At 37.5% G+C, this 21,911-nt stretch carries 18 protein-coding genes and 1 tRNA gene; 11 read left to right on the top strand and 8 right to left on the bottom strand.

Going from position 1 to position 21,911, the window contains the following annotated elements:
* The first annotated feature begins 216 nt into the window (after positions 1–216).
* The 5 genes from NPX99_RS03790 (at position 217) to NPX99_RS03770 (ending at position 5,586) form a co-directional block, all read left to right on the top strand.
* Positions 217–1,833 carry an ABC transporter substrate-binding protein gene (locus tag NPX99_RS03790; protein WP_269030565.1) on the top strand — a complete coding sequence of 539 codons (1,617 nt, stop codon included), beginning with the start codon at positions 217–219 and terminating at the stop codon, positions 1,831–1,833.
* A gap of 100 nt (positions 1,834–1,933) precedes the next feature.
* The gene (locus NPX99_RS03785; RefSeq protein WP_269030564.1) at positions 1,934–3,007 is read left to right on the top strand and encodes an ABC transporter permease; all 1,074 of its coding nucleotides are present in this window, start codon (positions 1,934–1,936) and stop codon (positions 3,005–3,007) included.
* Positions 3,008–3,009: 2 nt separating this feature from the next.
* Positions 3,010–3,939 carry an ABC transporter permease gene (locus tag NPX99_RS03780; protein WP_269030562.1) on the top strand — a complete coding sequence of 310 codons (930 nt, stop codon included), beginning with the start codon at positions 3,010–3,012 and terminating at the stop codon, positions 3,937–3,939.
* Positions 3,932–4,807 (top strand): ABC transporter ATP-binding protein, encoded by an 876-nt coding sequence (locus NPX99_RS03775; RefSeq protein WP_269030560.1) that lies wholly within the window; start codon positions 3,932–3,934, stop codon positions 4,805–4,807. Before NPX99_RS03780 ends, NPX99_RS03775 begins: the two co-directional genes overlap by 8 nt.
* Positions 4,804–5,586: an ABC transporter ATP-binding protein gene (locus NPX99_RS03770; protein ID WP_269030558.1), complete on the top strand. Its 783-nt coding sequence runs from the start codon at positions 4,804–4,806 to the stop codon at positions 5,584–5,586. Before NPX99_RS03775 ends, NPX99_RS03770 begins: the two co-directional genes overlap by 4 nt.
* A gap of 590 nt (positions 5,587–6,176) precedes the next feature.
* Here the strand turns inward: NPX99_RS03770 and NPX99_RS03765 are convergent.
* The 3 genes from NPX99_RS03765 to NPX99_RS03755 form a co-directional block, all read right to left on the bottom strand.
* Positions 6,177–9,182: an autotransporter outer membrane beta-barrel domain-containing protein gene (locus NPX99_RS03765; RefSeq protein WP_269030556.1), complete on the bottom strand. Its 3,006-nt coding sequence runs from the start codon at positions 9,180–9,182 to the stop codon at positions 6,177–6,179.
* A gap of 284 nt (positions 9,183–9,466) precedes the next feature.
* Complete coding sequence (locus tag NPX99_RS03760; RefSeq protein WP_269030554.1) at positions 9,467–9,808, bottom strand: hypothetical protein; 342 nt, start codon at positions 9,806–9,808, stop codon at positions 9,467–9,469.
* Between the two features lie 901 nt (positions 9,809–10,709).
* Positions 10,710–10,786, bottom strand: a tRNA-Met gene (locus tag NPX99_RS03755).
* A 170-nt stretch (positions 10,787–10,956) separates the two neighbouring features.
* Here NPX99_RS03755 and NPX99_RS03750 point away from each other — a divergent pair.
* Entirely contained in the window at positions 10,957–11,910 is a 954-nt protein-coding gene (locus tag NPX99_RS03750; RefSeq protein WP_269030552.1) for a Gfo/Idh/MocA family protein, read from the top strand.
* Between the two features lie 71 nt (positions 11,911–11,981).
* Positions 11,982–13,100, top strand: coding sequence for a DegT/DnrJ/EryC1/StrS family aminotransferase (locus NPX99_RS03745; protein ID WP_269030551.1), 1,119 nt, complete (start codon positions 11,982–11,984; stop codon positions 13,098–13,100).
* Between the two features lie 197 nt (positions 13,101–13,297).
* Here the strand turns inward: NPX99_RS03745 and NPX99_RS03740 are convergent, their stop codons facing one another.
* The gene (locus tag NPX99_RS03740; RefSeq protein ID WP_269030550.1) at positions 13,298–13,945 is read right to left on the bottom strand and encodes a hypothetical protein; all 648 of its coding nucleotides are present in this window, start codon (positions 13,943–13,945) and stop codon (positions 13,298–13,300) included.
* 27 nt (positions 13,946–13,972) lie between these two features.
* Positions 13,973–14,569 carry a DUF1134 domain-containing protein gene (locus tag NPX99_RS03735; RefSeq protein WP_269030549.1) on the bottom strand — a complete coding sequence of 199 codons (597 nt, stop codon included), beginning with the start codon at positions 14,567–14,569 and terminating at the stop codon, positions 13,973–13,975.
* Positions 14,570–14,784: 215 nt separating this feature from the next.
* Between NPX99_RS03735 and chpT the strand changes: the two genes are divergently transcribed.
* A complete protein-coding gene (gene chpT / locus NPX99_RS03730) occupies positions 14,785–15,423 on the top strand; it encodes a histidine phosphotransferase ChpT (RefSeq protein ID WP_269030548.1) in 639 nt (212 codons plus the stop codon).
* 191 nt (positions 15,424–15,614) lie between these two features.
* Here the strand turns inward: chpT and ctrA are convergent, their stop codons facing one another.
* A complete protein-coding gene (gene ctrA, locus NPX99_RS03725) occupies positions 15,615–16,316 on the bottom strand; it encodes a response regulator transcription factor CtrA (protein ID WP_269030547.1) in 702 nt (233 codons plus the stop codon).
* Positions 16,317–16,877: 561 nt separating this feature from the next.
* Here ctrA and NPX99_RS03720 point away from each other — a divergent pair.
* Positions 16,878–17,258 (top strand): flagellar export protein FliJ, encoded by a 381-nt coding sequence (locus NPX99_RS03720; protein WP_269030545.1) that lies wholly within the window; start codon positions 16,878–16,880, stop codon positions 17,256–17,258.
* 122 nt (positions 17,259–17,380) lie between these two features.
* Here NPX99_RS03720 and sciP read toward each other — a convergent pair whose 3' ends face one another.
* Positions 17,381–17,656 carry a CtrA inhibitor SciP gene (gene sciP, locus NPX99_RS03715; protein WP_269030543.1) on the bottom strand — a complete coding sequence of 92 codons (276 nt, stop codon included), beginning with the start codon at positions 17,654–17,656 and terminating at the stop codon, positions 17,381–17,383.
* Positions 17,657–17,979: 323 nt separating this feature from the next.
* On the opposite strand from sciP, the gene mnmA reads away from it, so the two are divergent.
* Positions 17,980–19,188: a tRNA 2-thiouridine(34) synthase MnmA gene (mnmA, locus tag NPX99_RS03710; protein ID WP_269030541.1), complete on the top strand. Its 1,209-nt coding sequence runs from the start codon at positions 17,980–17,982 to the stop codon at positions 19,186–19,188.
* A gap of 67 nt (positions 19,189–19,255) precedes the next feature.
* On the opposite strand, the gene NPX99_RS03705 is transcribed toward mnmA, so the two are convergent.
* Complete coding sequence (locus tag NPX99_RS03705; RefSeq protein ID WP_269030539.1) at positions 19,256–20,071, bottom strand: TrmH family RNA methyltransferase; 816 nt, start codon at positions 20,069–20,071, stop codon at positions 19,256–19,258.
* A gap of 790 nt (positions 20,072–20,861) precedes the next feature.
* Here NPX99_RS03705 and NPX99_RS03700 point away from each other — a divergent pair.
* On the top strand, positions 20,862–21,770 hold the full coding sequence (locus tag NPX99_RS03700; RefSeq protein WP_269030537.1) for a cation diffusion facilitator family transporter: 909 nt from the start codon (positions 20,862–20,864) through the stop codon (positions 21,768–21,770).
* Positions 21,771–21,911: the final 141 nt, after the last annotated feature.

The raw sequence follows: 21,911 nt of genomic DNA, 5'->3' as shown, positions 1-21,911 counted from the left end.
AGTTTATTGAGGGGAAGTAATGTTCAGTAGTATGGAAAGTAATATGTCTGTAGATGTCTGTTTACTGTGGGATATTGAGTATGCACCTTGATTAAATTTATTTTATGGATGTTTGGTCAGTAAAGCGAATGTTTTCACTGTGCTACGCAATCGATCAAATAGAGAAATCAGAAGTGTTTTGTATGAAAAAAATAAAATGCAAAAGAAGAGGGTACAATGAGAAAAAAAGCAAGATTGAAAAATTTTTGTGTTTTATTAGGCGTTATCGGTTTTTTAAATGGTTCTCTCTCGTCAGTTTTAAGTGCATCACCTAAAGATACGTTGGTCATGGCATGGAATATTGATTCCATTAGTAGTTTTGATCCAGCGCAAACGGTTGAAGTTGTCACGAGTGAATTATTGACGAATATTTGCAGTGCGTTAGTACAATATGATAAGCGTGATCCCACACAAATTCGTCCTGCTATGGCAAAATCTTGGGATGTTCTAGATAATGGAAAAAGAATAGTTTTCTATCTTCGTGATGATTTAAAATTTGATGATGGAAGAGTTGCAACAGCACAAGATCTTGCGTGGTCAATGCAACGAATTATTAGATTGGGATTGAATTATGCTCAATCTTTGATGGATTATGGATTCACGAAAGACAATATCGAAACAAATATTCAGGCTCTTGATGATAGAACTTTACAATTAAAATTAGATAAGCCTTATCCTGTCCAACTTATAATGACAGTGATTGGACAATCTTATGCGTCTGCTTTACTTGATCGGAAAACAATTGAAGCAAAGAGTATTAATGGGGATATGGGTAATAAATATTTGGTTAACCATTCGGCTTGTGTTGGGCCTTATAAATTAGTACGTTGGTCTCCGGGAGAAAAAGTTGTATTAAAGGCTACTCAACATTATTGGGGAGGAGTGCCTAAAATTAAGCAGATTGTCGTGCAGCATGTTGCTGAATCAGCAAGCCAGAGACTTCTTTTGGAAAAAGGAGATGTGGATATAGCACGTGATCTTTCTTCAGAGGATGTTTTGGATATTGAAAAGCAGGGGGGGCCGGTCAAAATTAGCCGTGTTTTGCGACCGCAGATTATTTATCTATCACTGAACAATAAAAATGTAATTTTTGCTCAGGAAAAGGTCAGATTGGCGTTGCGTTATTTGATTGATTACGAAGGTCTTGGTAGTACTGTTTTAAAGGGTATAGGGATTCCACGTGCAACTTATATGTCGTTAGGGATTCCGGGTGCTTTGGATGAAAAAGAGGGGTTGCCGTTTAAGTTAGATTTAGAAAAGGCAAAACAGTTAATCAGTGAGGCGGGATATCCTAATGGTTTTAAGGCTAACCTTTTAGTCGGTAGTCTTAGTTATATGTCATCTGTTGCACAGTCTATCCAAGCCAATGCACGTAAAATTGGTGTTGAGTTTACAATTGAAAAAATGGCACAAAATCAATTGCTGAATCGTGTGCGTGGTGGAAATTATGATACTGCTCTTATGGGGTGGGGGAGTGCTGATCCTGATGGGCATCCCGCCTCATTAAATCATGTTTTTAATCCTGATCCAACATTTACAAAAAAACATAATATGTATTTGGCTTGGCGCGCTGGGTATTATGATGAAAATGTCAATAAAATGGTAATGAATGCTTTGTTTGAGCAAGATCAAAAAAAGCGTATTTCACAGTATCATGCTCTACAGCATTATGTGTTGGAACATGGTCCTATGGTTTATTTGTTTCAGACATATTATACCGTCGGTATGAGGGCTGCAGTAAAAAAATGGGTTTGGAATAGTTTTAGACTTTACTACAATGATACAGAAAAATAAAAATAGACATGTTCATGTAAAACATGTTTTATGAGGGTTTTCTTAATATATAAAAAAGGTGTTAGCTTTATGTTTGGTTGCTATGGAGGGGGATATTATAATGGTTGTGCCATTTCCGGAATCTGAAAGAGCAGTATCTCAAAAGCAGAAAAAAATGTTTGTATGGGACTTTTTTTTCAAGGGATTGAAGTTGCTTCTTTCCGTTTTTGTCACATTGCTTGGTTTAGTGACTATCACTTTTTTTATTGGTCATTTGCTCCCTTTAGACCCTGTCCTTGCTATTCTTGGTGATAATATTAGTCAGGAAGCTTATGATGCAATGTTTTATAGGTTGGGTCTTGATAAGCCGTTGATTGTTCAATATTGGAATTATCTTCACAATATATTTTTGTTTGACTTTGGAGATGCTTTAACTTCAGGGCGTCCTGTCTTAGAAGATATTATGCGTGTCTTTCCTGCAACATTAGAGCTTTCCACGGTTGCTATTATTATTGGTACAAGCCTTGGTATTCCATTTGGTGTTTTTGCTGCAATGTATCGCGATTCATTTATCGATTATTTTGTCCGTACTTTTACACTTCTCAGCTATTCCACCCCGACCTTTTGGCTTGGATTAATGGCGTTATTGGTATTTTATGCCAAGCTTAGCTGGATTGGTGGTCCAGGACGTATTGATTTTATTTATGAATATTCTTTTGAACCCAAAACAGGATTTTTTCTTTGGGATACTGCTCGTCAGGGACAGTGGGACGCTTTTTGTAATGCTTTTAGCCATATTATTATGCCTGCTTTAATTTTAGCATTCGGTGCTATGGCCTATATTAGTCGTATGACTCGTGGATTTATGATTGAACAGCTCAATCAGGAATATATCATTACTGCACGTGTGAAGGGATTATCGTTAGCACGAACGGTGTGGGGGCATGCTTTTCGTAATGCTGCTGTTCAGATTATCACTGTGGTTGCGCTGTCTTATGCTTTTTTATTAGAAGGTGCTGTATTAACAGAAACGGTTTTTGCTTGGCCTGGTTTTGGGCATTACTTGACAAATGCTCTTTTGGCTGGAGATATGAATGCAGTTGTTGGGTGTACTCTGCTTGTAGGTTTTTTCTTTGTCATCATTAATTTATTTTCTGATTTGCTTTATCGAATCTTTGATCCAAGGACACGTTGAATATGACAATAATAAATCATCATAAATCACAATCGTCATTTTCTTTGGGCGGTTGGTTAAATGAAACTGTTCCGCGGTCAATGTTTCAAGCGAATGTCCAAAGAATTTTTCACGCATTCATCAAGTTTTTGCATAATCTTTCGGCAGTAGTCGGACTGATGATTATTCTAGTTATTATCTTGTGTGCAATTTTTGCTCCTTGGATTGCTACAGATGATTTTGTTAGTAATGACCTTGCTCATCGATTGCAGCCTCCATCTTTGTTGCATTATTTGGGGACAGATGAATTGGGGCGTGATATTTTTAGTCGCCTCATTTTTGGTGCACGTATTACTCTTTATATTGTTTTTCTCACGACAATTATTGTAGGCCCGATAGGGCTGATGGTTGGGACTGTCTCTGGCTATATAGGAGGGTGGGTTGATACTGTACTCATGCGTATTGTTGATATTTTTCTCGCTTTTCCAAGTTTGATTTTGGCTCTTGCTTTTTCAGCAGCATTGGGACCAGGTATTGAAAATGCATCTATTGCAATTTCAATTGCAGCGTGGCCACCAATAGCACGTTTAGCGCGTGCTGAAACTTTAACGATACGTTCATCTGATTATGTTTCTGCTGTTCGCTTGCAAGGAGCTTCTACTTTGCGAATTATTTTGTTTCATGTTGCACCGATGTGTATTCCTTCAGTGATTGTTCGATTAACGTTAGATATGTCTGGAATTATTTTAACGGCTGCTGGTCTTGGTTTTTTAGGGCTAGGAGCTCAACTGCCAAGCCCTGAATGGGGTGCAATGCTTTCATCTGGGCGCGAATTTATGATGACAAATTGGTGGTTAGCGGCGATACCAGGTTGCGCAATATTGTTAACAAGCCTTGCTTTCAATCTTTTGGGCGATGGGCTTCGTGATTTATTGGATCCACGTAATGGCTAAAAAATTATTAGAGATAGAAGATTTACGTATTTCTTTTCCTACAGTGCGCGGTCTTTCAGAAGTTGTGCGAGGCGTTAGTTTTTCCGTGGGAAAGGAAAAAATTGGAATTGTTGGCGAATCCGGGTCTGGAAAATCAATGACTGGGCGCGCAATACTCAAATTGAGTCCTAGAGCAGCAATGATCAAAGCTAAAAAAATGCATTTTGATGGTATCGATTTATTGCGCGCAAGTGAACCTCAGATGCGAACTATTCGGGGTAAACGTATTTCAATGATTTTACAGGATCCAAAATATTCACTTAATCCGTTAATACGGATTGGGCAGCAAATTATGGAAGCTTACTGTATTCATTACCGTGTTTCAAAAGCTGATGCGCGGAACAAGACAATTTCTATGTTGGAATCTGTTCATATTCGTGATCCTGAACATGTGATGCGTCTTTTTCCTCATGAAATATCAGGTGGCATGGGGCAACGCGTGATGATTGCTATGATGCTTATTCCTAAACCTGATCTCATTATTGCAGATGAACCAACTTCTGCGCTTGATATTACAGTAAGGCGCCAAGTCTTATCAGTGTTGGATGAACTTGTGACTCAATCTGGAACGGGACTTATTTTTATTAGTCATGATTTGAATATGATTGCTGATTTTTGTGATCGTGTTTTGGTTATGTATGCAGGTCGTGTATTAGAAGAACTGCCCGCACGTGATTTGTCTCGCGCTTGTCATCCTTATACTAAAGCTCTGTTAGCAAGCTTGCCACGGCTTGATAATCCTGTTGATGTCTTGGCTGTTCCTGAACGTGATCCTGATTGGTTGCATAATCCTACAATTGTTAATGGTGTTGAAGGAGTTGCTCCATGACCCATTGTGCGAATATACTTGATGTGTCTAATTTATCTGTAACCTTTGGGCATAGACATAAGTCCGTAACAGTTGTTAAAAATGTTAATTTTCATATTAAGCGTGGTGAAGCTTATGGGTTGATTGGTGAGTCAGGATGTGGAAAATCAACTATTTTGAATACATTGGTTGGACTTATTTCAGACTATAGTGGGCGTTTCACTTTTGATGGGAAAGAGGTAGCCAAAAAAAGGAATAAGGAGTCTCTACGCCGAATTCAGATGGTATTTCAAGATCCTTATGCTTCGCTGCATCCAAGAAAAATGGTTCATACTGTTCTTTCTGAATCTCTCAAAATCCATGGTATGGATAATCCAAGAGAGCGGGTACGGGATGTTTTAAATTCTGTTGGTTTAAACTCGTCATTTCTTTATCGTTATCCGCATGAGTTATCGGGAGGACAACGTCAACGTATTGCTCTTGCCCGTGCTCTCATTATTGAACCAGAGGTTTTGCTGCTTGATGAGCCGACATCTGCATTGGATGTATCGGTACAGGCCGAAATTTTAAACTTGTTGAAATCATTACGAGAGGAAAAAAAACTCACTTATTTGATGGTGTCCCATGATCTTGCTGTTGTTGCACACATCTGTGAACGTGTTGGAATTATGCATAAAGGGGTTATTCTTGAAGAGCTTAGCAATGATGATTTGCGCAATTTGCACGCACAACATCACTATACAAAAATGTTTTTTGAAGCAAGTATTGAGCCTATTGTTCATAGAGAAGAAAGGGTATGAGAGCTTCTACAGAAGAGAAAATAAGTTTCTTTCTATTTTAGATTTCTGGAGATGCTCCATATTGTTGTTGCGATATAGGTTTTTGTATTTTGTTCTTATATTATAGGATTTTTATCAGTGATAAATTTTCTGAAAGAATTTTGGCTATAATATTGTACTCCTCCAAGGTATAGCGTGTTGTAAGACATGGATTCCTTATAGCGTGTGTGATTTTTCTGATATGTTGGGACTATTTTTTACTTATAATTTTATTATTTGTCAGATTTTATTTTATGATTTTAAGTATTAATACAAATAAATAACAAATTTATTATTATTAATACTGTTTTTATTGAAAAAATGATTATTTTAATAGTATATATTTATTATTATTTTATAAAAATTAGATTTTATTTATAGAATAAGGAACTTATTAATAAGTTTATTAATGATTGATAATAATTATTGAAAAATACTGTCTTTGTTCACTTTTTAAAAGTGAGAAGAGATTTTTAAAGACAAGAAAAATAAATTTTATACACAAAGGGCAGCACATTGTGCTGCCCTTTGTGATAAAGAAATAACAAGAGGCTTGTTGTTACAGTTTTGCTTTAAAACTGATAGCGTATTCCCCCAGAAAAACTTGCTCCAGATATACCGATTTTTTGAAGCTTTTGTTGATAATTGACATCACCATGAAGAGAGAAATTATGGGAGAGTTGCGCATTAATGCCAACGCCGCCTTCAATCGCAGCCCCCATAGGATCAAGGTTAAAGTCTCTGCCAATCTGGATGGTACCATCATCACCAAATGTTTTGATCAAGTTGACTTTTCCATAGAAAGACAGAGGACGGTTGTTTTCAGTGGAAAGGGTTTTGGTCAAACGCCCACCAACACGGATCATCCATTGATGAGGATTGTTCATATCAACGGTGAAATTATTGGCATCAGTAATGGTGTCAAACATCAAGTGTTGATAGGCAAGTTGTGCTTGCGGCTCGAATATTAAGCCTTCCGTTCCAGTTGCAAATTGTTTACCAACAGTGGTGGAAATACTCAACATCTTGGCATTTTTCAATTTTGCGGTTTTGCCAATGATGGCATTGGTAATATCGCCTTTGATAACGCCATAAGATAAAAGTGTATTAATATAGAAACCATTGTCATACTGGGAGCTGCCATAGGCTGTCAGAGACCATTTGTCTAATGTGTTCTTCCCAGCATCTTGCATATCCTTTGGCGTGAAAGACAATTGTCCGTAAGTTGCGACAAGACCGAAATGTGTTGTGGAGTTTTGTCCTTCAATTGCTGCCAATGTGACACCACCTTGTAGAGCAGCATAGCGAAGATCCGCGCCATAACCATATTTGAGAGGACCACGTTCAGAGGATAAGGTTCCTATACTTCCATAGGTGTAAAGGAAGAAACCAATGTTTTTCTCTTCCTCTTTTCCCAAGACAGATGTTCTCATATTGGCTAACAGCGCATTTTGTTTAGCCATATCAGTCAATCCACTATAGAAGAGAGCATTGGGCATGACGATATAGCCTACCGTTTGTGGTACAAGGGCGCCTACACTTGGGCCAGAACCAGAACTCGTTTCAAGAACTTCAGGTTGCAAACGGAAATCCCAGAAATCTTTGTTCTTTTCATCAAAGAGGTTTTGCGCAACATTGGCTTTGCCTTGGCTTGACTCTGGTCCATAGGCACGCAGCGTGTACATATCCGGTGAACCATTTCTTGTGGTATAGCCATTGACGAGTTTGAAAGAGTCTTCTTGTGCTTTTCCAGAAACTTGAATAAGTGAAACACCCCGCACATTTGCAGAGGCAGATGTGTTTGCTTTAACATTGTTTTCCTCTAAACGCCCTGTGACATAAACCGCTGTCTTGCCTTCCACATCACCATGGATCAAAAGTCTATCGGTTTTTTGATCGGCGCTTGCTATGCCATCACTCCATTTCGTGTTGAAGTGAATTTGTGCGTCTCCTGTTGCATTGTAGACTGCTGATGTATCTGGTTTACCAGAACCTATATGCAAGGTATGGTAATGTTCTTCAGTTGGTTTGCTAAAAACAATGGAGCTATTATCAAGATTAAGCGTGGAAATATCAGAACGCGATCTTTGTGCGATATCAAGCAGATTGTCATCTTTATCTTTTTCTTTTGCACTGTTCTTCAATGTCCATATGGTGTTGTTTTTGAGATCAAAGTGGACATTTCTGTCTTTAGCAATTGTTGCTCTGCCCTCTAGAGTGGAATGATCTGCATTTAATGTGAAGGTGCCGTTGGACATCACCTTAAAATCTTTCTCATCAAATAATTTTTTATTCCAAATAATATTATCCCTTAATAAAACATCGGTATGGATTTTTGAATTTGTGAGATTGACAGTACCGACTGAAAAGCCTTGAGTATCTTCAACGTTATTTTTAGTAAAAGCTCCAATCAGAATTCCAGTGCCATTTTCAACGTGAATATCTGCATTGGTTAAATTGATTTCAGTACTTTGATATTTTGATTCATCGAGTTCTGTATCAGAGAGACCTAAGAACTGCAAGCCGCTGATTCCTGCTGTTAGAGAAACATCCCTCAGATCAATATGTCCACCAGCTGCTACGAATAGTGCAATTTTTTTTGCATTTATTTTATTTTCTCTTGCACTCTGTTCTTCTTCAATATCATCTTTAATCATCTTAATCGTGCTATTATTTTCTGCAGCAAGACCAAAATCAAAATTTTGAATGATTGTTTTACCTTTTAATTCAACTATACTACCAGCTTCCGCGACGTTTACACCAACAGTTATTTTTTTACTTTCACCACCGGTTATTGTTAAATCTCCGCTAGTGATTTTACTCCCACCGTCTGCATAAAGACCTTCATCAACATTTTGAATGATTGTTTTGCCCGTTAATTTAATTTCACTGCCAGAGTCTGCTGTCCATACACCAGAGCGTTCTTTGTCGGGGTCTTGATCAATTGCGTCACCACCGATTATTGTTAAGTTTTCGCTGGTGATTTTACCACCATCAACTGCTCCAAGACCGTTTAAAGTATTATGAATCGTTATATCGCCATGCAATTCAATTTTGCTATCAGGACCAAGTGCAACTGCACCGGTTCCTTTGCCTTCTGTTGTTAGAGAAACATTCGTGGCATCAATCTGTCCACCTTTTTGCGCAGATAATGCGGTTTTTCCATTTTTTAATAATATGGCTTCTTCATTCTTTATTGTTACTGTTCCTCCTGCCATTGTGATCTTAGATCCTGAACCCTCTGCATGGAGTCCATTTTCACCGGATGATGAGACAGTCGTATTGTCTTTTAAAGTAATGGTGCTGCCGTTTTGAGCATATACCCCATGAGTTTTTCCCTCAAATGATCCTCCAGAGATTGTTATTGTCGAATGATCATTTGCAAATATGCCTTGGTCTGCTTTAGTGACGGTTACATTATTTAAAGTCACAGTGCTTTTTTCGGCACTTATTCCCATCTCCATCAAAGCGTCATTTTTGCTGCTTGATATGTTCACATTCTCCAGTGTGTTTTTCTTATCCTTGCTAGAGCTGAAGGAAGCACCAATTTCAGAAGCCGTAATGGAGCCACTTGTCATGTTAATTATGCCGCCATTTTTGGTCTCAAGTCCGGTTTTAAATTTTTCAATAGTTGTTTTGCCATTTAATTCAATTTTGCTATTAGGTGTGTAGGCTCCTATACCAACAGAATTCTTTGTTTCTTGGGCTTCAGAACCAATGAGTGTTAAATCTTCAGCAACGATTGCACCATTTACGACCAGAAAACCGTGGTCTGTGACGTTTTTAATAATTGTTGTGCCGGTTAACGCAATCTTGCTATTAGAACCTTTGGCTACTACACCAAAACTGCTTCCGTTTATTGTTAAATTTTCGCTAACAATTTTGCCCCTTTTTGTGCGAGAAGTCCTTCCTTAACTTTTTCAAGAGTTGTTGTGCCGGTTAAATTAATTTCGCTACCAGCATCACTTGACTCTACAGCAGTGGGGAATTTTTCGAGATCAGAGGGAGTTATTTTTAAATCTTTGCCGTTAATTTTGCCACCGTCTGTTGCCTTAATTGCATCATAGGATTTGCCAGATTCATTTTCTTTTACTTCTCCGCTACCAGCATTAAGATCTTCGGCATATGCATTTGCATTGAAATGAGTACTAAACAGTATGACAGCTATGGCAGCTGTGCAGGATAAAAGAGATTTTTTAGACATTGAATTTTCCTTGACTTGTAAGCCCATATATTCCTCCCCCGCCTACAAGAAGGATTATCAATATGGATGACAGTTGTGAGAATGAATAGGTTATTTTTATGTAAAGTATAATAATAAATTATATTTAAATACCAAATGTTTTTATTTAATGTTATAATTTGTTCTATTTGTATTTAACTGAAATTGATAATATATTTAAAATATAAAGTTATATTATATTTCTGTTTTTTATGAATTGTAAGCATTATTTTATGCTAAGCTTAATCGATTTAGGCTAAAAGAGGAAAGAATAAATAAAGGTACCCTAAAAACCAAAAAGAAAAATGATGAAGGAAAATGACGGTATTTGTATAGCTGCAATCATGCAAAAGAAAGATTTTTGATGTTGCCATTTCAGAATCAGAATGGGAAAAATTAGGGGAAGTTCTTACAAAAAGATCAGGTGGCTTAAAATATCCTTTGAAAAGTCTTTAAAAAACCTTGGAAAGCACCTTGAAAAAACTCAGCTATAAATATCGGTTGATATGAGTTTTTATACTTAGTGGGGAAAGATGGAATAAGAGAGGAATACATACGAATATACTGTCTTAATGTATATTTTTACCATTAAATGCGTTATTTTCAAATGGAAGTTTGATACAAAAATCAAAAATGAAATGAGTTTCAAAATCAGCCCAAAATCATAGAAAGAGCAAAAAAGATTCTCATACTCAGCGGATTCTATCCATATAATAAAGTATAATGCTCTCTTTATGAGAAGCTGCTAAATTGTTTTGTGTAACTGTTGATGTTTTTTTAAGCGTCAATTTATCGTTTTAAATGGAGCCTTAGAAATAAAAAACGCTGACAAGGTGCAACAGACAAACAATAAAAATTTTTAAGAAGCATTTTGGAAATAAGATGGTAGCGGAGGAGGGATTTGAACCCCCGACACAAGGATTATGATTCCTCTGCTCTAACCTACTGAGCTACTCCGCCGCAACAGATAAAATCATTGCAACCAATCTTATCTTTTGCGGATATAAGAGGTAGAATAGTAAGATGTCAAGCATCGTTTTTAAGCTTTTCTCTTGTCATTCTATTTCATCCCCGATATGGAATGAAGAGAAATATATTTTTTTATTGATTGGCAGGGGTAAAGCATAAAAATGGTGCCACGTGTAGCGGTTTTAGGATGCGGTCATTGGGGGGGGAATCATATACGAACACTCCAACAACTTGGGGCTCTCGCAGCAGTTTCTGATATGGATGTGGAGCGTGCTGAAAGCTTTGCTTGCATGTATGGGGTTGAAGCCATTGCGCCTGAAGATCTGTTTATTCGTAAAGATATTGATGCATTGGTGCTGGCTTTGCCTCCACAATTCCATACAGAAAATGCCCTGTGTGCTCTCAAAAATGGTAAGGATGTTTTGGTTGAAAAACCAATTGCATTAAATGTAGCAGATGCTGAACATCAAGTGCAAATTGCTGGTGAATATGAGCGAATTTTTATGGTTGGTCATATTTTACGGTTTCACCCTGCGTTTGAAAAAATGTGTGAATTGATCGCAAAGGGAGAACTGGGAGATATCCGTTATATTTATTCTCACCGATTAGGTTTTGGAAAATTTCATACACAAAGTGATGCCTTATGGGATCTTGCTCCTCATGATCTCTCAATGATTTTGGCTTTGACAGGATGTGAACCTTCTGAGGTTCGTGGCGAGGGGGCTGGTGTCATTGATAAGCATTCTGACTTTGCGCATATTCATATGAATTTTCCAAATGGTATAGGGAGTCATCTTTTTACTTCACGTCTTAGTCCCTATCGTGAAAGGCGTTTAACGGTTGTTGGCACAAAAGCTATGCTCGTTTTTGATGATATGGAACCCTGGAACCGTAAATTAGCATTGCACCCTTTTGCTGTTTGGAAAGAGAATCAAGAGTGGGCTTTTAGCACTGATGCGTTGAATTACATTGATGTTTGTGAAGGTTTGCCACTTACTTGCGAATTGCAACATTTCCTTCATTGTGTTGAAACGCGTCAATCGCCTCGCACAAATGGCGATGATGCTGTTGCTGTTTTACGGATTTTAACTGCTGCTAGTGTCAATTCTTATTAAAGAAAGTGTCAATTCTTATTAAAATAGAGAAGTAATGCTCGTGTATTATTGTGATGATCAATGGAGTTAATATGCAATTCATCGACCTTGGAGCGCAACGTATGCGCATTGAAGATAAAATTAATTCTGCAATTGCGCATGTGGTCGCTAGTGGTCAGTATATTTTAGGGCCAAAAGTCACAGAGTTTGAAGAGCGATTGGCAGATTATCTTGGGGTTAAGCATGTGGTTGCATGCGCGAATGGAACTGATGCATTGAAAATGCCTCTTATGGCTCATAATATCGGTGTAGGGGATGCTGTTTTTTGTCCTAGTTTCACGTTTTCCGCAACCGCTGAAGTTGTTGCTTTAGTTGGAGCGGAGCCTGTTTTTGTGGATGTTTTGCCTGATACATTCAATATGGATGTTGAAAAACTTTGTGAAACAATCAAAATGATTAAAGAAGAGGGGCGCCTTCAACCAAAGGCAATTATTGCTGTTGATTTATTTGGGCTTCCTGCTGATTATGTGCAAATTACTAAAGTCGCGGTACAGGAAAATCTTTTTGTTATTGAAGATGCTGCTCAATCGATGGGGGGAAGAAGCGGTAATATTATGTGCGGAGTTTTTGGTAATGTTGCCGCGACAAGCTTTTATCCTGCAAAACCATTGGGATGTTATGGTGATGGAGGCGCTATGATGACCAATGATGATAATTTGGCAGCACTTTTACGTTCTATTTTGTTTCATGGTAAAGGTGAAACGCAATATGATAATGTGCGTATCGGTATGAATTCACGTCTGGATACTCTTCAGGCTGCAATTTTGCTAGAAAAACTTGAGATCTTTGAAGATGAGATGGAAAAGCGCGTGGCAATTGCTCGACGTTATTCCGAGGGTTTAAGAGATATTGTCACAGTTCCAGAAGTGGGAGAAAATGTGCGGTGTGCTTATGCACAATATACGATTAAGGTGAAAGAACGTGACAAATTAAAGGACTATTTACAGAAAGAATCTATTCCTACAATGGTTTATTATAAAACTCCATTGCATCAACAGCCCGCTTATAAACATTTTCCTTCTGTAAAAAATTCTCTTTCTGTTTCTGAGTCTTTAGGGGATTGTGTTTTAAGTTTACCGATGCATCCCTATTTAACACAAACTGACCAGGATATGGTTATCCAGAAAATAAGAGATTTTTATCGTTCTTGAGAGGATGTTTTATTTTTTAAAGGTCGTTTAAGTGTGGGTTTTGTTTTGCTGCTATCTTGGAAGGTATTTTTGATTTGTAATTAAAAAATAAAGTCAGAATGGGTTGCTCTTCTGTTAAGAGAATAGCTTATCTCTCTGTATGAGACTGTTAATATTTATCATTTTAGGTTTTCACTTAAGTGATTTTAAAAGACAATTTAAAGAGGTGTTTTTGGGGTGGAGGCTATTTTTTTCTGAATATGGGAGGCAAGGTCATTTTTACTTTTAGAATTTTTAGTCAATATGTTGATAGGGGATGATTCACCCTCTTGTAATGCTATTTGGGCAGCTAACATTGCTGCTAATTCCTTTGTTTCTTCACGCAATTCATTTAGGAGTTTTTGGTTCAACGCGCTGTCAAACTCATTAGTTTGAATTTTTTCTAAACATTTCTGATAATGTGCAATTTTTTCATGCATAGTTTTTATTTCCATTATAAAGATATTTGTTGCATCAGAATTTTGTTCGATTGCGGATACTTCTTTTGGGGAGGAAGAGGTGCCTTGTGTAGAAAGACATAATCGATCAAGCTGCTCTGTTACTTGGCTAAGTTGTATTTTTTGTTGAGCATATTTTTTTTGCAAAGAATCGTATTTTTGTTCATTGTGCACTTGTTCTACAGCATGTTGTGCACGAAGAAAATCATAGTTTGCTTGCATTTCAGTGTGTGATAAGGGGATTTGTGCAGAGACATATTTCTGCGCAAAATGAATAGCTCTGCGCCAAATAAGAGGAGCAAAAAGCACAAGGAACCAAGAGGTAAGAGCGACTCCAAAAATAAAAAAAAGAAAGGATTGGATAAGCATAAAACCTCTTTATTCGTAAAAGTTCATTTAAAACGGGTTCCATGTTGGTTTGGGCGTTAATTTTAAATATCCCACATTAATGCCAAGACGTGCGCCAATTCCTGTACGTATTGGAACGAGTAAAACATTGTGGCGTTTAAGAACATGAAAGCCAACACCTGCAATTAAATAGGCCGAACCTGAAATACCGCCATAGCGTCCCCATAAATTATTTATAGTATTAAGATCGTAAACTAATATCATTAAACGAGAACCTTGTCCGCCAAGATCCCACCCCACAGAGGGACCTTGCCAAAAAACTTTATGCTGACCGTAGTTTTTGGTAAAAATTTTTCCTTCACCATAGGTTAATCCAGCAAAAAAAGCACCAGAAGCTTCTTCCCCTAATATATAGGCATTGGGATAACCGTATTGTGAAAAGATATTTTGAATTGCTACAGCTATACCGCTGGCAGTTTTCCCAAAAAAAGTATGACCGGAATCGATAATTTCTTGCAGCGAATAATGGGGTTCATTTTGTTCTATTGGTCGGAGTTGAGCATTTGCAGTGTTTATGATGACGAATAAAAGGAAGATGATAGATACAATAGTTTTGTTCCAGCGCATGAGAAGAGAGAGAGCCATAGAGTTTTTCCCTTTTATTAGTTACAAACAAAAAGATAATATGAGGATTTTTATTCTATTCCAATAAAAAATAAGATATAAATTTGTTTCAATTCTTGAATTTGTTTCTGAAAAAATGATCCTGATTGTTAAAGTTCCTTGTATGTATGCATTGGATGTTAAGAGTTTTTCTTTAAAATGAAGTTTATTTTTAAATCGAGGAGTTTTCAATAATTATGACGTTAGCTGTTTCTTTGAAGCCTACCGATCTTGCTGCTTTGCTTTGTAGTCGTATTTGCCATGATTTGATTTCACCTGTTGGCGCTATTCAAAATGCGATGGAGCTCTATGATGAAGGAGGAGCTGAAGAAGATGCTTTGCAATTGGTGCGTTTGTCCGTTGCAAGTGCTTCTGCACGTCTACAATTTGCACGATTGGCTTTTGGTTTTGCAGGAGCCAGTGGGGGACAAATAGATACACGTTCTGCTGAACAAGTTGCACAACAATATATGAAGGAAGAAAAAGCAATTTTAAAATGGAAGGTACCTTCTCTGCTTTTACCAAAAAATGACGTTAAGCTTTTGCTTAATTTATTATTGATTGCAAACGCAACAGTTTCTCGTGAAGGAGAAATCGTTGTTATGATTTTGCAGGATGAAAAGAAGCTCTCTTTTCGATTTGAAATTTCCGGTAAAATTTTACGTCTTCCGTCTCATTTTATTGCGTTATATAAAGGAGACATTCAAGAAGAATTTGTCGATGCTCATGCCATCCAATTTTATTACACATTGCTCCTTGCTGAAATAACAGATATGCAAATAAATATCGAGGAAACAGAAGGCTGTATTATTTTGGAAAGTGTAAAGAAGCTTTGAACAAAAAAGAAGCGCTTAAACAATGTAAAGAAAAGAGGGTTTGGATTATATTTGTAAACTGGCGTTTGGACTACTAAAGCCTTAAATATTCTCTATACACAAGAGATTATTTGTGTGCGAGCCGTTTCTTGTAACAGAGAAAAAATCTCGGCCCGCTACACTCCGAGATTTCACAATGTACATTTTACTGTTTAAGCGGTTTTACGGACGTTCTCTTCAATTGGATCACGTAACACATAACCACGTCCCCAAACGGTATCAATATAGTTTACATGAGAAGAAATTGCTTCCAGTTTCTTCCGCAGTTTACAGATAAAGACATCAATAATTTTAAGTTCTGGTTCATCCATTCCACCGTAGAGATGATTGAGAAACATTTCCTTGGTGAGTGTCGTACCTTTGCGTAGAGAGAGAAGCTCTAGCATCTGATACTCTTTACCAGTTAAATGAACAGGATGTCCGGCAACTTCTACAGTTTTTGCGTCAAGGTTAACAGTGAGATCACCAGTAACAATGACCGATTGCGCATGCCCTTTAGAGCGACGAACAACCGCATGAATACGTGCAATAAGCTCATCTTTATGGAATGGCTTTGTCATATAATCATCTGCACCAAAGCCAAAACCACGGACCTTGTCTTCAATGGCATTCATACCGGAAAGAATGAGGACGGGGGTCTTTATTTTTGCCAATCTTAGGGTTCTCAAGACATCATAGCCTGACATATCAGGGAGATTGAGATCAAGCAGAATAATATCATAGTCATAAAGCTTGCCTAAATCGACTCCTTCTTCACCGAGATCAGTAATATAAACATTAAAATTTGCTGACTTGAGCATTAATTCAATGCTTTGAGTCATCGCTTTATCATCTTCAATTAATAATACGCGCATTTTAGATCCCTCACTTTGCTCCTCCGAATCAAAAGAAGCATTTTTTTATCACAGCTGGAAAGACCGCTTTTGATAAAACAATTCATGAAATCAAACACTTATAATAAAAGTGTCTATGAACATTTCAGCAGTACGCGTAACAATCACCACTGAATTCCCCACTATCTATGATAGTGGTTAACAAAATATTTTTATTTTTGAAAGAGGCTATAAAATTATTTTAGAAAAATCACAGATCTTTTCATTGCATGAAAAACTGAAGCACTTTTTCATGCACTTTGATTAAAAAAAATCTTATAAAAGATCGTTTTAAAGCAGTTTTTTACGATTTTAGTTTTTGTTTACTGAGCTTTAAACCTCTTCATTCTATAGTGCAGGCGAAAAGTAAAGAAAGAGTCATATCTTTATTAAAGCAGATTGTGTTCAAAGACGCTTTAATAAAAAGCGGAAATAATCGTTTTAAATTACAAAATGGATTGTTTTCGTCAGAAAGAGTATAATTAAAGATAGATGTTAAGAGTGCGAACGCGTTTTGATCGGCACAATCGAGGAGTAGTGAGTATGAAGCCAAAGGAAAGTATAGTGCGATTAAGGATGTTTCAAGTGCGTGGAAAACGTCGTGAAATTGCACAGCTTGAGATGATGATTGCAGAATTTGAGCGAATAGTGTTAGAGCTAGAAGCACAAATTATTAATGAAGAGCGCAAATCTGGCAATAATGATGTGAACCATTTTGCTTATTCTGCTTTTGCTCGTGCGGCGCGGCAAAGGCGTGATAATCTTATAAATTCGATTCGTGATTTGCAGATTCAAAAAACAAATGCTAAAATTACTCTCCATGAAATTAATGCAGAGTTGCAAAATGCACAGCTTCTTGAGGCACGGGAAAAGAAAGCAATTGCGGATGATGATGCAATTCATTCTCACTCAATGACTGGATGATAAAAGTAAGATTTTGGAAATAAGTGCTTATAAACAGAAAGCACTAAAAACAGCCAAACTTGCTAAGAGGTTGGCTGTTTTAAAGTGTTTTTGAGCCTCTATCAAATCATTATCAATGGCAGCTAGTGCCTGTAATGTTGAATTCTGGTCGTTCGTAATCCAGCTAAACCGTGTTCATCAATTAAACTTTGCCATGAAAGAAATTCTTCTACGGTCAAAGTATAGCGCTGACACGCTTCATCAAGACTTAACAATCCACCTCTCACAGCTGCAACAACTTCAGCCTTACGACGGATTACCCAGCGCCTTGTTGTTTTTGGCGGTAGATCGGCGATTGTAAGTGGACTTCCATCTGGCCCAGTAACATATTTCATTTGTGTTTTTATCAAATTGGTCATTTTATCCTCTACTTTGAGTCAAGGACTTGATTCGTTTGTAAAACATGAAATTTAAAAAAGAACTAAACATGTTGAAAAAAAATTAATAAAGTCAGTCAGCGTATAAAAATAAGAGTGCAAAGTAAGGGCGTAGAAGAGCTTATTGCAATATTTTATCGGATTTTTGTTGTGCCTTATTTCTATCATTCTTTTTTTGTTTGCAGGCACTTTTAAGAAAGTGGTGCTCTTGGTTGTGAAAAGGATAAAAAAACAATATAAATGAATAATGAAGAGCGCCCATAAGAACATGAACCAATGGGTATCCATTAATAGAGAATGAATATATGTTTTTAAATAGTCTTGATTTACCAGGACAACCTGAGAATTCTCGCATTGTCGTAGCAATGTCGGGAGGGGTTGATTCATCAGTTGTTGCAGGCCTTTTGAAAAAAGAAGGGTATGATGTCATTGGGATTACGTTACAGCTTTATGATCATGGTGCTGCAACACATCGGGTGGGAGCGTGTTGTGCTGGACAAGATATTGAAGATGCTCGCCGTGTCGCAGAGACATTGGGGATACCTCATTATGTTCTTGATTATGAAAAGCGATTTCGTGAAGCGGTGATTGATCCTTTTGCAGAAAGTTATGCACATGGAGAGACACCCGTGCCCTGTATTACGTGCAATCAGACGGTTAAGTTTGCTGATTTATTAACGACTGCGCGTGAATTGGGTGCGGATGCTTTGGCAACAGGGCATTATATTCGTTCACGCCCCCATGGTGTGCATCGAGCACTCTTTCGTCCTCTCGATAATGATCGAGATCAGAGTTATTTTCTTTTCGCAACGACACAAGAGCAGATTGATTATTTGCGTTTTCCACTAGGGGATCTTCCGAAAGCACGTGTTCGTGAAATAGCAACAGAAATGGGCTTTGTTGTTGCTCATAAACATGACAGCCAAGATATTTGCTTTGTTCCGCAAGGCAAATATTCTGATGTTATTACAAAATTGCGTCCAGAAGCTGCCAATCCTGGAGTTATTGTGCATATTGATGGGCAGGTTTTAGGAAAACATTCGGGGATTGTTAATTATACTGTTGGTCAACGTCGCGGTATTGGTGTTGCAACGGGGGAGCCACTTTATGTGGTTTATCTCGATGTAGAAAATGCGCGTGTTATTGTGGGTCCGCGTGAAATGTTGGAAACACATAAGCTTTTTTTGCGTGATGTAAATTGGCTTGGCGATGAGAGGTTGGATAATTTCCCTCCTGAGGGTGTTGAGGTGGCTGTAAAAGTTCGTTCAACGCGTCCTCCACATCTTGCCCGCTTACATTATAAAGAGGGTGTTTTTTCCGTTGACTTGTTGGAACGTGAGAATGGTGTAGCACCAGGGCAAGCTTGTGTTCTTTATGATGGAAATGGTGATGCAGCACGTGTTCTTGGGGGTGGGTTTGTGACACATTCAGAGCGTGCTGCTGATACTGAAGTGATGTTGAAGCGCATTTTGTGCAATCTGGAAACAAAAACGGCTGTTGCTTTCCAAACTTAAACCGCTTTTTATGAAGAAAAATGGTATGATTGGGGGATATTTTTCCCCACTTGAACTGTTATCATTGTTAGTGAAGTTTAGCAAAATCACAAAAATGAGCGAGTGCAATAGCTGAGGCTGTAGCAACATTGAGGCTATCGAAACCACGAGCCATGGGAATACGTAAAGTTTCTGATTTTTCTAGTATATGGGATGGCAAGCCATCACCTTCTGTTCCCAAAATAAGCGCGGTTCTTTTGGGTGTTTTTGCTTGCTTGAGAGTGCATGAAGCAGACGGGGAAAGTGCATAAGTATGAAAATTTGCATTATGGAGCGTTTCGAGAATGTTACTCATATCAGCACCTTGCGTATAGGGTACCTTTAGAGCAGCGCCCGCAGAAACTCTGATTGATTTACGGTAAAGGGGATCACATGAGGTTTTGTCAACGATAATGCCATTACTGGCAAAGGCGGCGGCGTTGCGAAAAATTGCGCCCATATTATCATGGTTAGAGATACCGCATAAAACGAGAATCAAAGCTTCTTCTGGTAAGTTTTGTAAAAAATTTTGTAATGACGGTAACATTTTGCGTTTACCTATACCGAGTATACCACGATGAACATGGAATCCTACAATATTGTCCATAATTTTTTGCGGAACGCAATAAATGGGACATGTTGGCTGTGTTTTCTCTAAAAGAGGCATAAGTCCAGGAAGGCGTTCTCTCACTATTAGCAGGGAGAGAGTAGAAAATTCTTTCGAATGCAGTAATGCTGATAATATTACCTTACCTTCAGCAATAAATTGCTGTTGCCGACCAACAAGATCTTTTTCGCGGATGTTCTGATAGTCTCTCAAACGTGTATCATCAGTTTCGGAGATTGTTATAATATTCAAATGCATGAGGAGTTTTAGTGCTCTTTTTTTAAAATTGCTAGATGTTAAATGTTTGCTTTATTTTGAAGAGAAAGAGACAAAAAAATTATTATTTAAAACCTATGGTAGAATTTATGTTGACAAAGCACAACTATTGATATATTAAAAAGATACCGAGTGCGATACAATTTTTTGTTCTCGTGTCGGGTGCAGGGTCTTAGGTCCCCGCTATTTCCTAAGCTCTGCATATCCTTAAATTTCTAAGGGAAAAGAATCTGGGTCCCCAATGCCCAGATTCTTTTTGGGGAGTGATTGTCTTTCTTTTTTCTGAAAATAGTTTTTAAGTTATTTTAGCAGTCATATTTTTTGATATAGTTAAGGTATTGCAGAAGAATGCTAAGCGATCTTTTTTGCTTGTGTGCAATTATACTGCTCTCTTAATGCGTTTGATATGCATAAAAGTTTGATAAACAGCATAGAAAATACAATAAGGTTGAGAAAAGAAACAGATGTTTTTGCGATTATAGGAACTTAGCGGTATTAAGCGACTCAAGAATTTATGGATCATAAGGGTAATGGGTTTGATTTCTTTTGAGAGAATTTTTTTCTTGTTTGAGTCATACCCACATTATTCTATTTGTTATGTTATATCCTATAGCTTGGCTATTTTTGCAAAACAATGATGCGCTGCGAGAGCAGTTCATTGTATAGTAGGTTTTTATGATATTGAGAAAATATTGGTGACATGTCAAAAATACCATAGAGCATGTAGTTGAAAAAGTGTTCTTTCTTATTGAGTGAAGAAGAGGGTATGGTTATGAATGTAAAAACCAATATACAAAGCTTAACTTTATACTCTATTTTCGTTGCTTGTATCGTTTTTGCTTTGAAATATTGGGCGTATCACATTACTGGTTCGGTTGCACTTTATTCTGATGCATTGGAATCAATCGTAAATATACTTGCTACATTGGCAGCGTGGTGGGCGGTTAAAGTAAGTATGAAGCCTGCGGATTATGATCATCCTTTCGGACATCATAAGGCGGAATATTTTTCTGCGATTCTTGAAGGAATCCTGATCATTATTGCAGCAATTATCATTTTGAGAGAAGCATGGATAGCTCTTTCAACCGTTAAATTATTACAAAAACCTGGGATGTGGTTGGTTATTCATCTTGTTGCAAGTGTCATCAATTACGCGTGGGGTTTTGTTCTTATTCGACAAGGAAATATCCACCGTTCACCGGCTCTTAAAGCTGATGGGGTGCATTTCATAACAGATGTTTTTACTTCTCTTGCTATTTTAATTGGTTTGGTTGCTGGTTTTGTAGGAGGGTGGGGTATTTTGGATCCGATTTTAGCAATCATTGTTGCTGTTAATATTCTTTTGCAGGGCTGGAAGGTAATTAGAAGTGCTGTACAAGGGCTGATGGATGTTGGAGTTGAGTTGAATGAAACTATGCGGATTCGCGAACTTATTTCTGCAAATGCACAAGGTGCGCTTGAAGTCCATGATTTGCTTACCCGCGTTGCTGGAAGAGTCACTTTTATAGAGTTTCATTTGGTTGTACCAGCTGCAATGTCTGTAGGAGAAGCACATCAGATTTGTGATAAAATTGAAGCTGTTCTTCAAAAGGAATTTGATAATGTGCGTATTTCTATTCATGTTGAGCCTGAAAATGAGGCTAAGTTGCCTCTCGGTACAACGGTTGTTCCTTTTATATAAAAATTTTCCTGCAGTGTCTGTGATGTTGCAAAATATTGTGTTTCAAGAGAGATATAAAGGTATATCATATGTAAATAAGGATTGTTAGTATCTCATTTTCTTTTGCGTCAAGCGAACATAGAAAAATAATGTTAAACGGGA

Origin of the sequence: Bartonella sp. 220B (assembly GCF_026930205.1) — a bacterium.
In the GTDB taxonomy this organism is placed as follows: domain Bacteria; phylum Pseudomonadota; class Alphaproteobacteria; order Rhizobiales; family Rhizobiaceae; genus Bartonella.
This window is presented reverse-complemented; position numbering and strand designations above follow the sequence as displayed.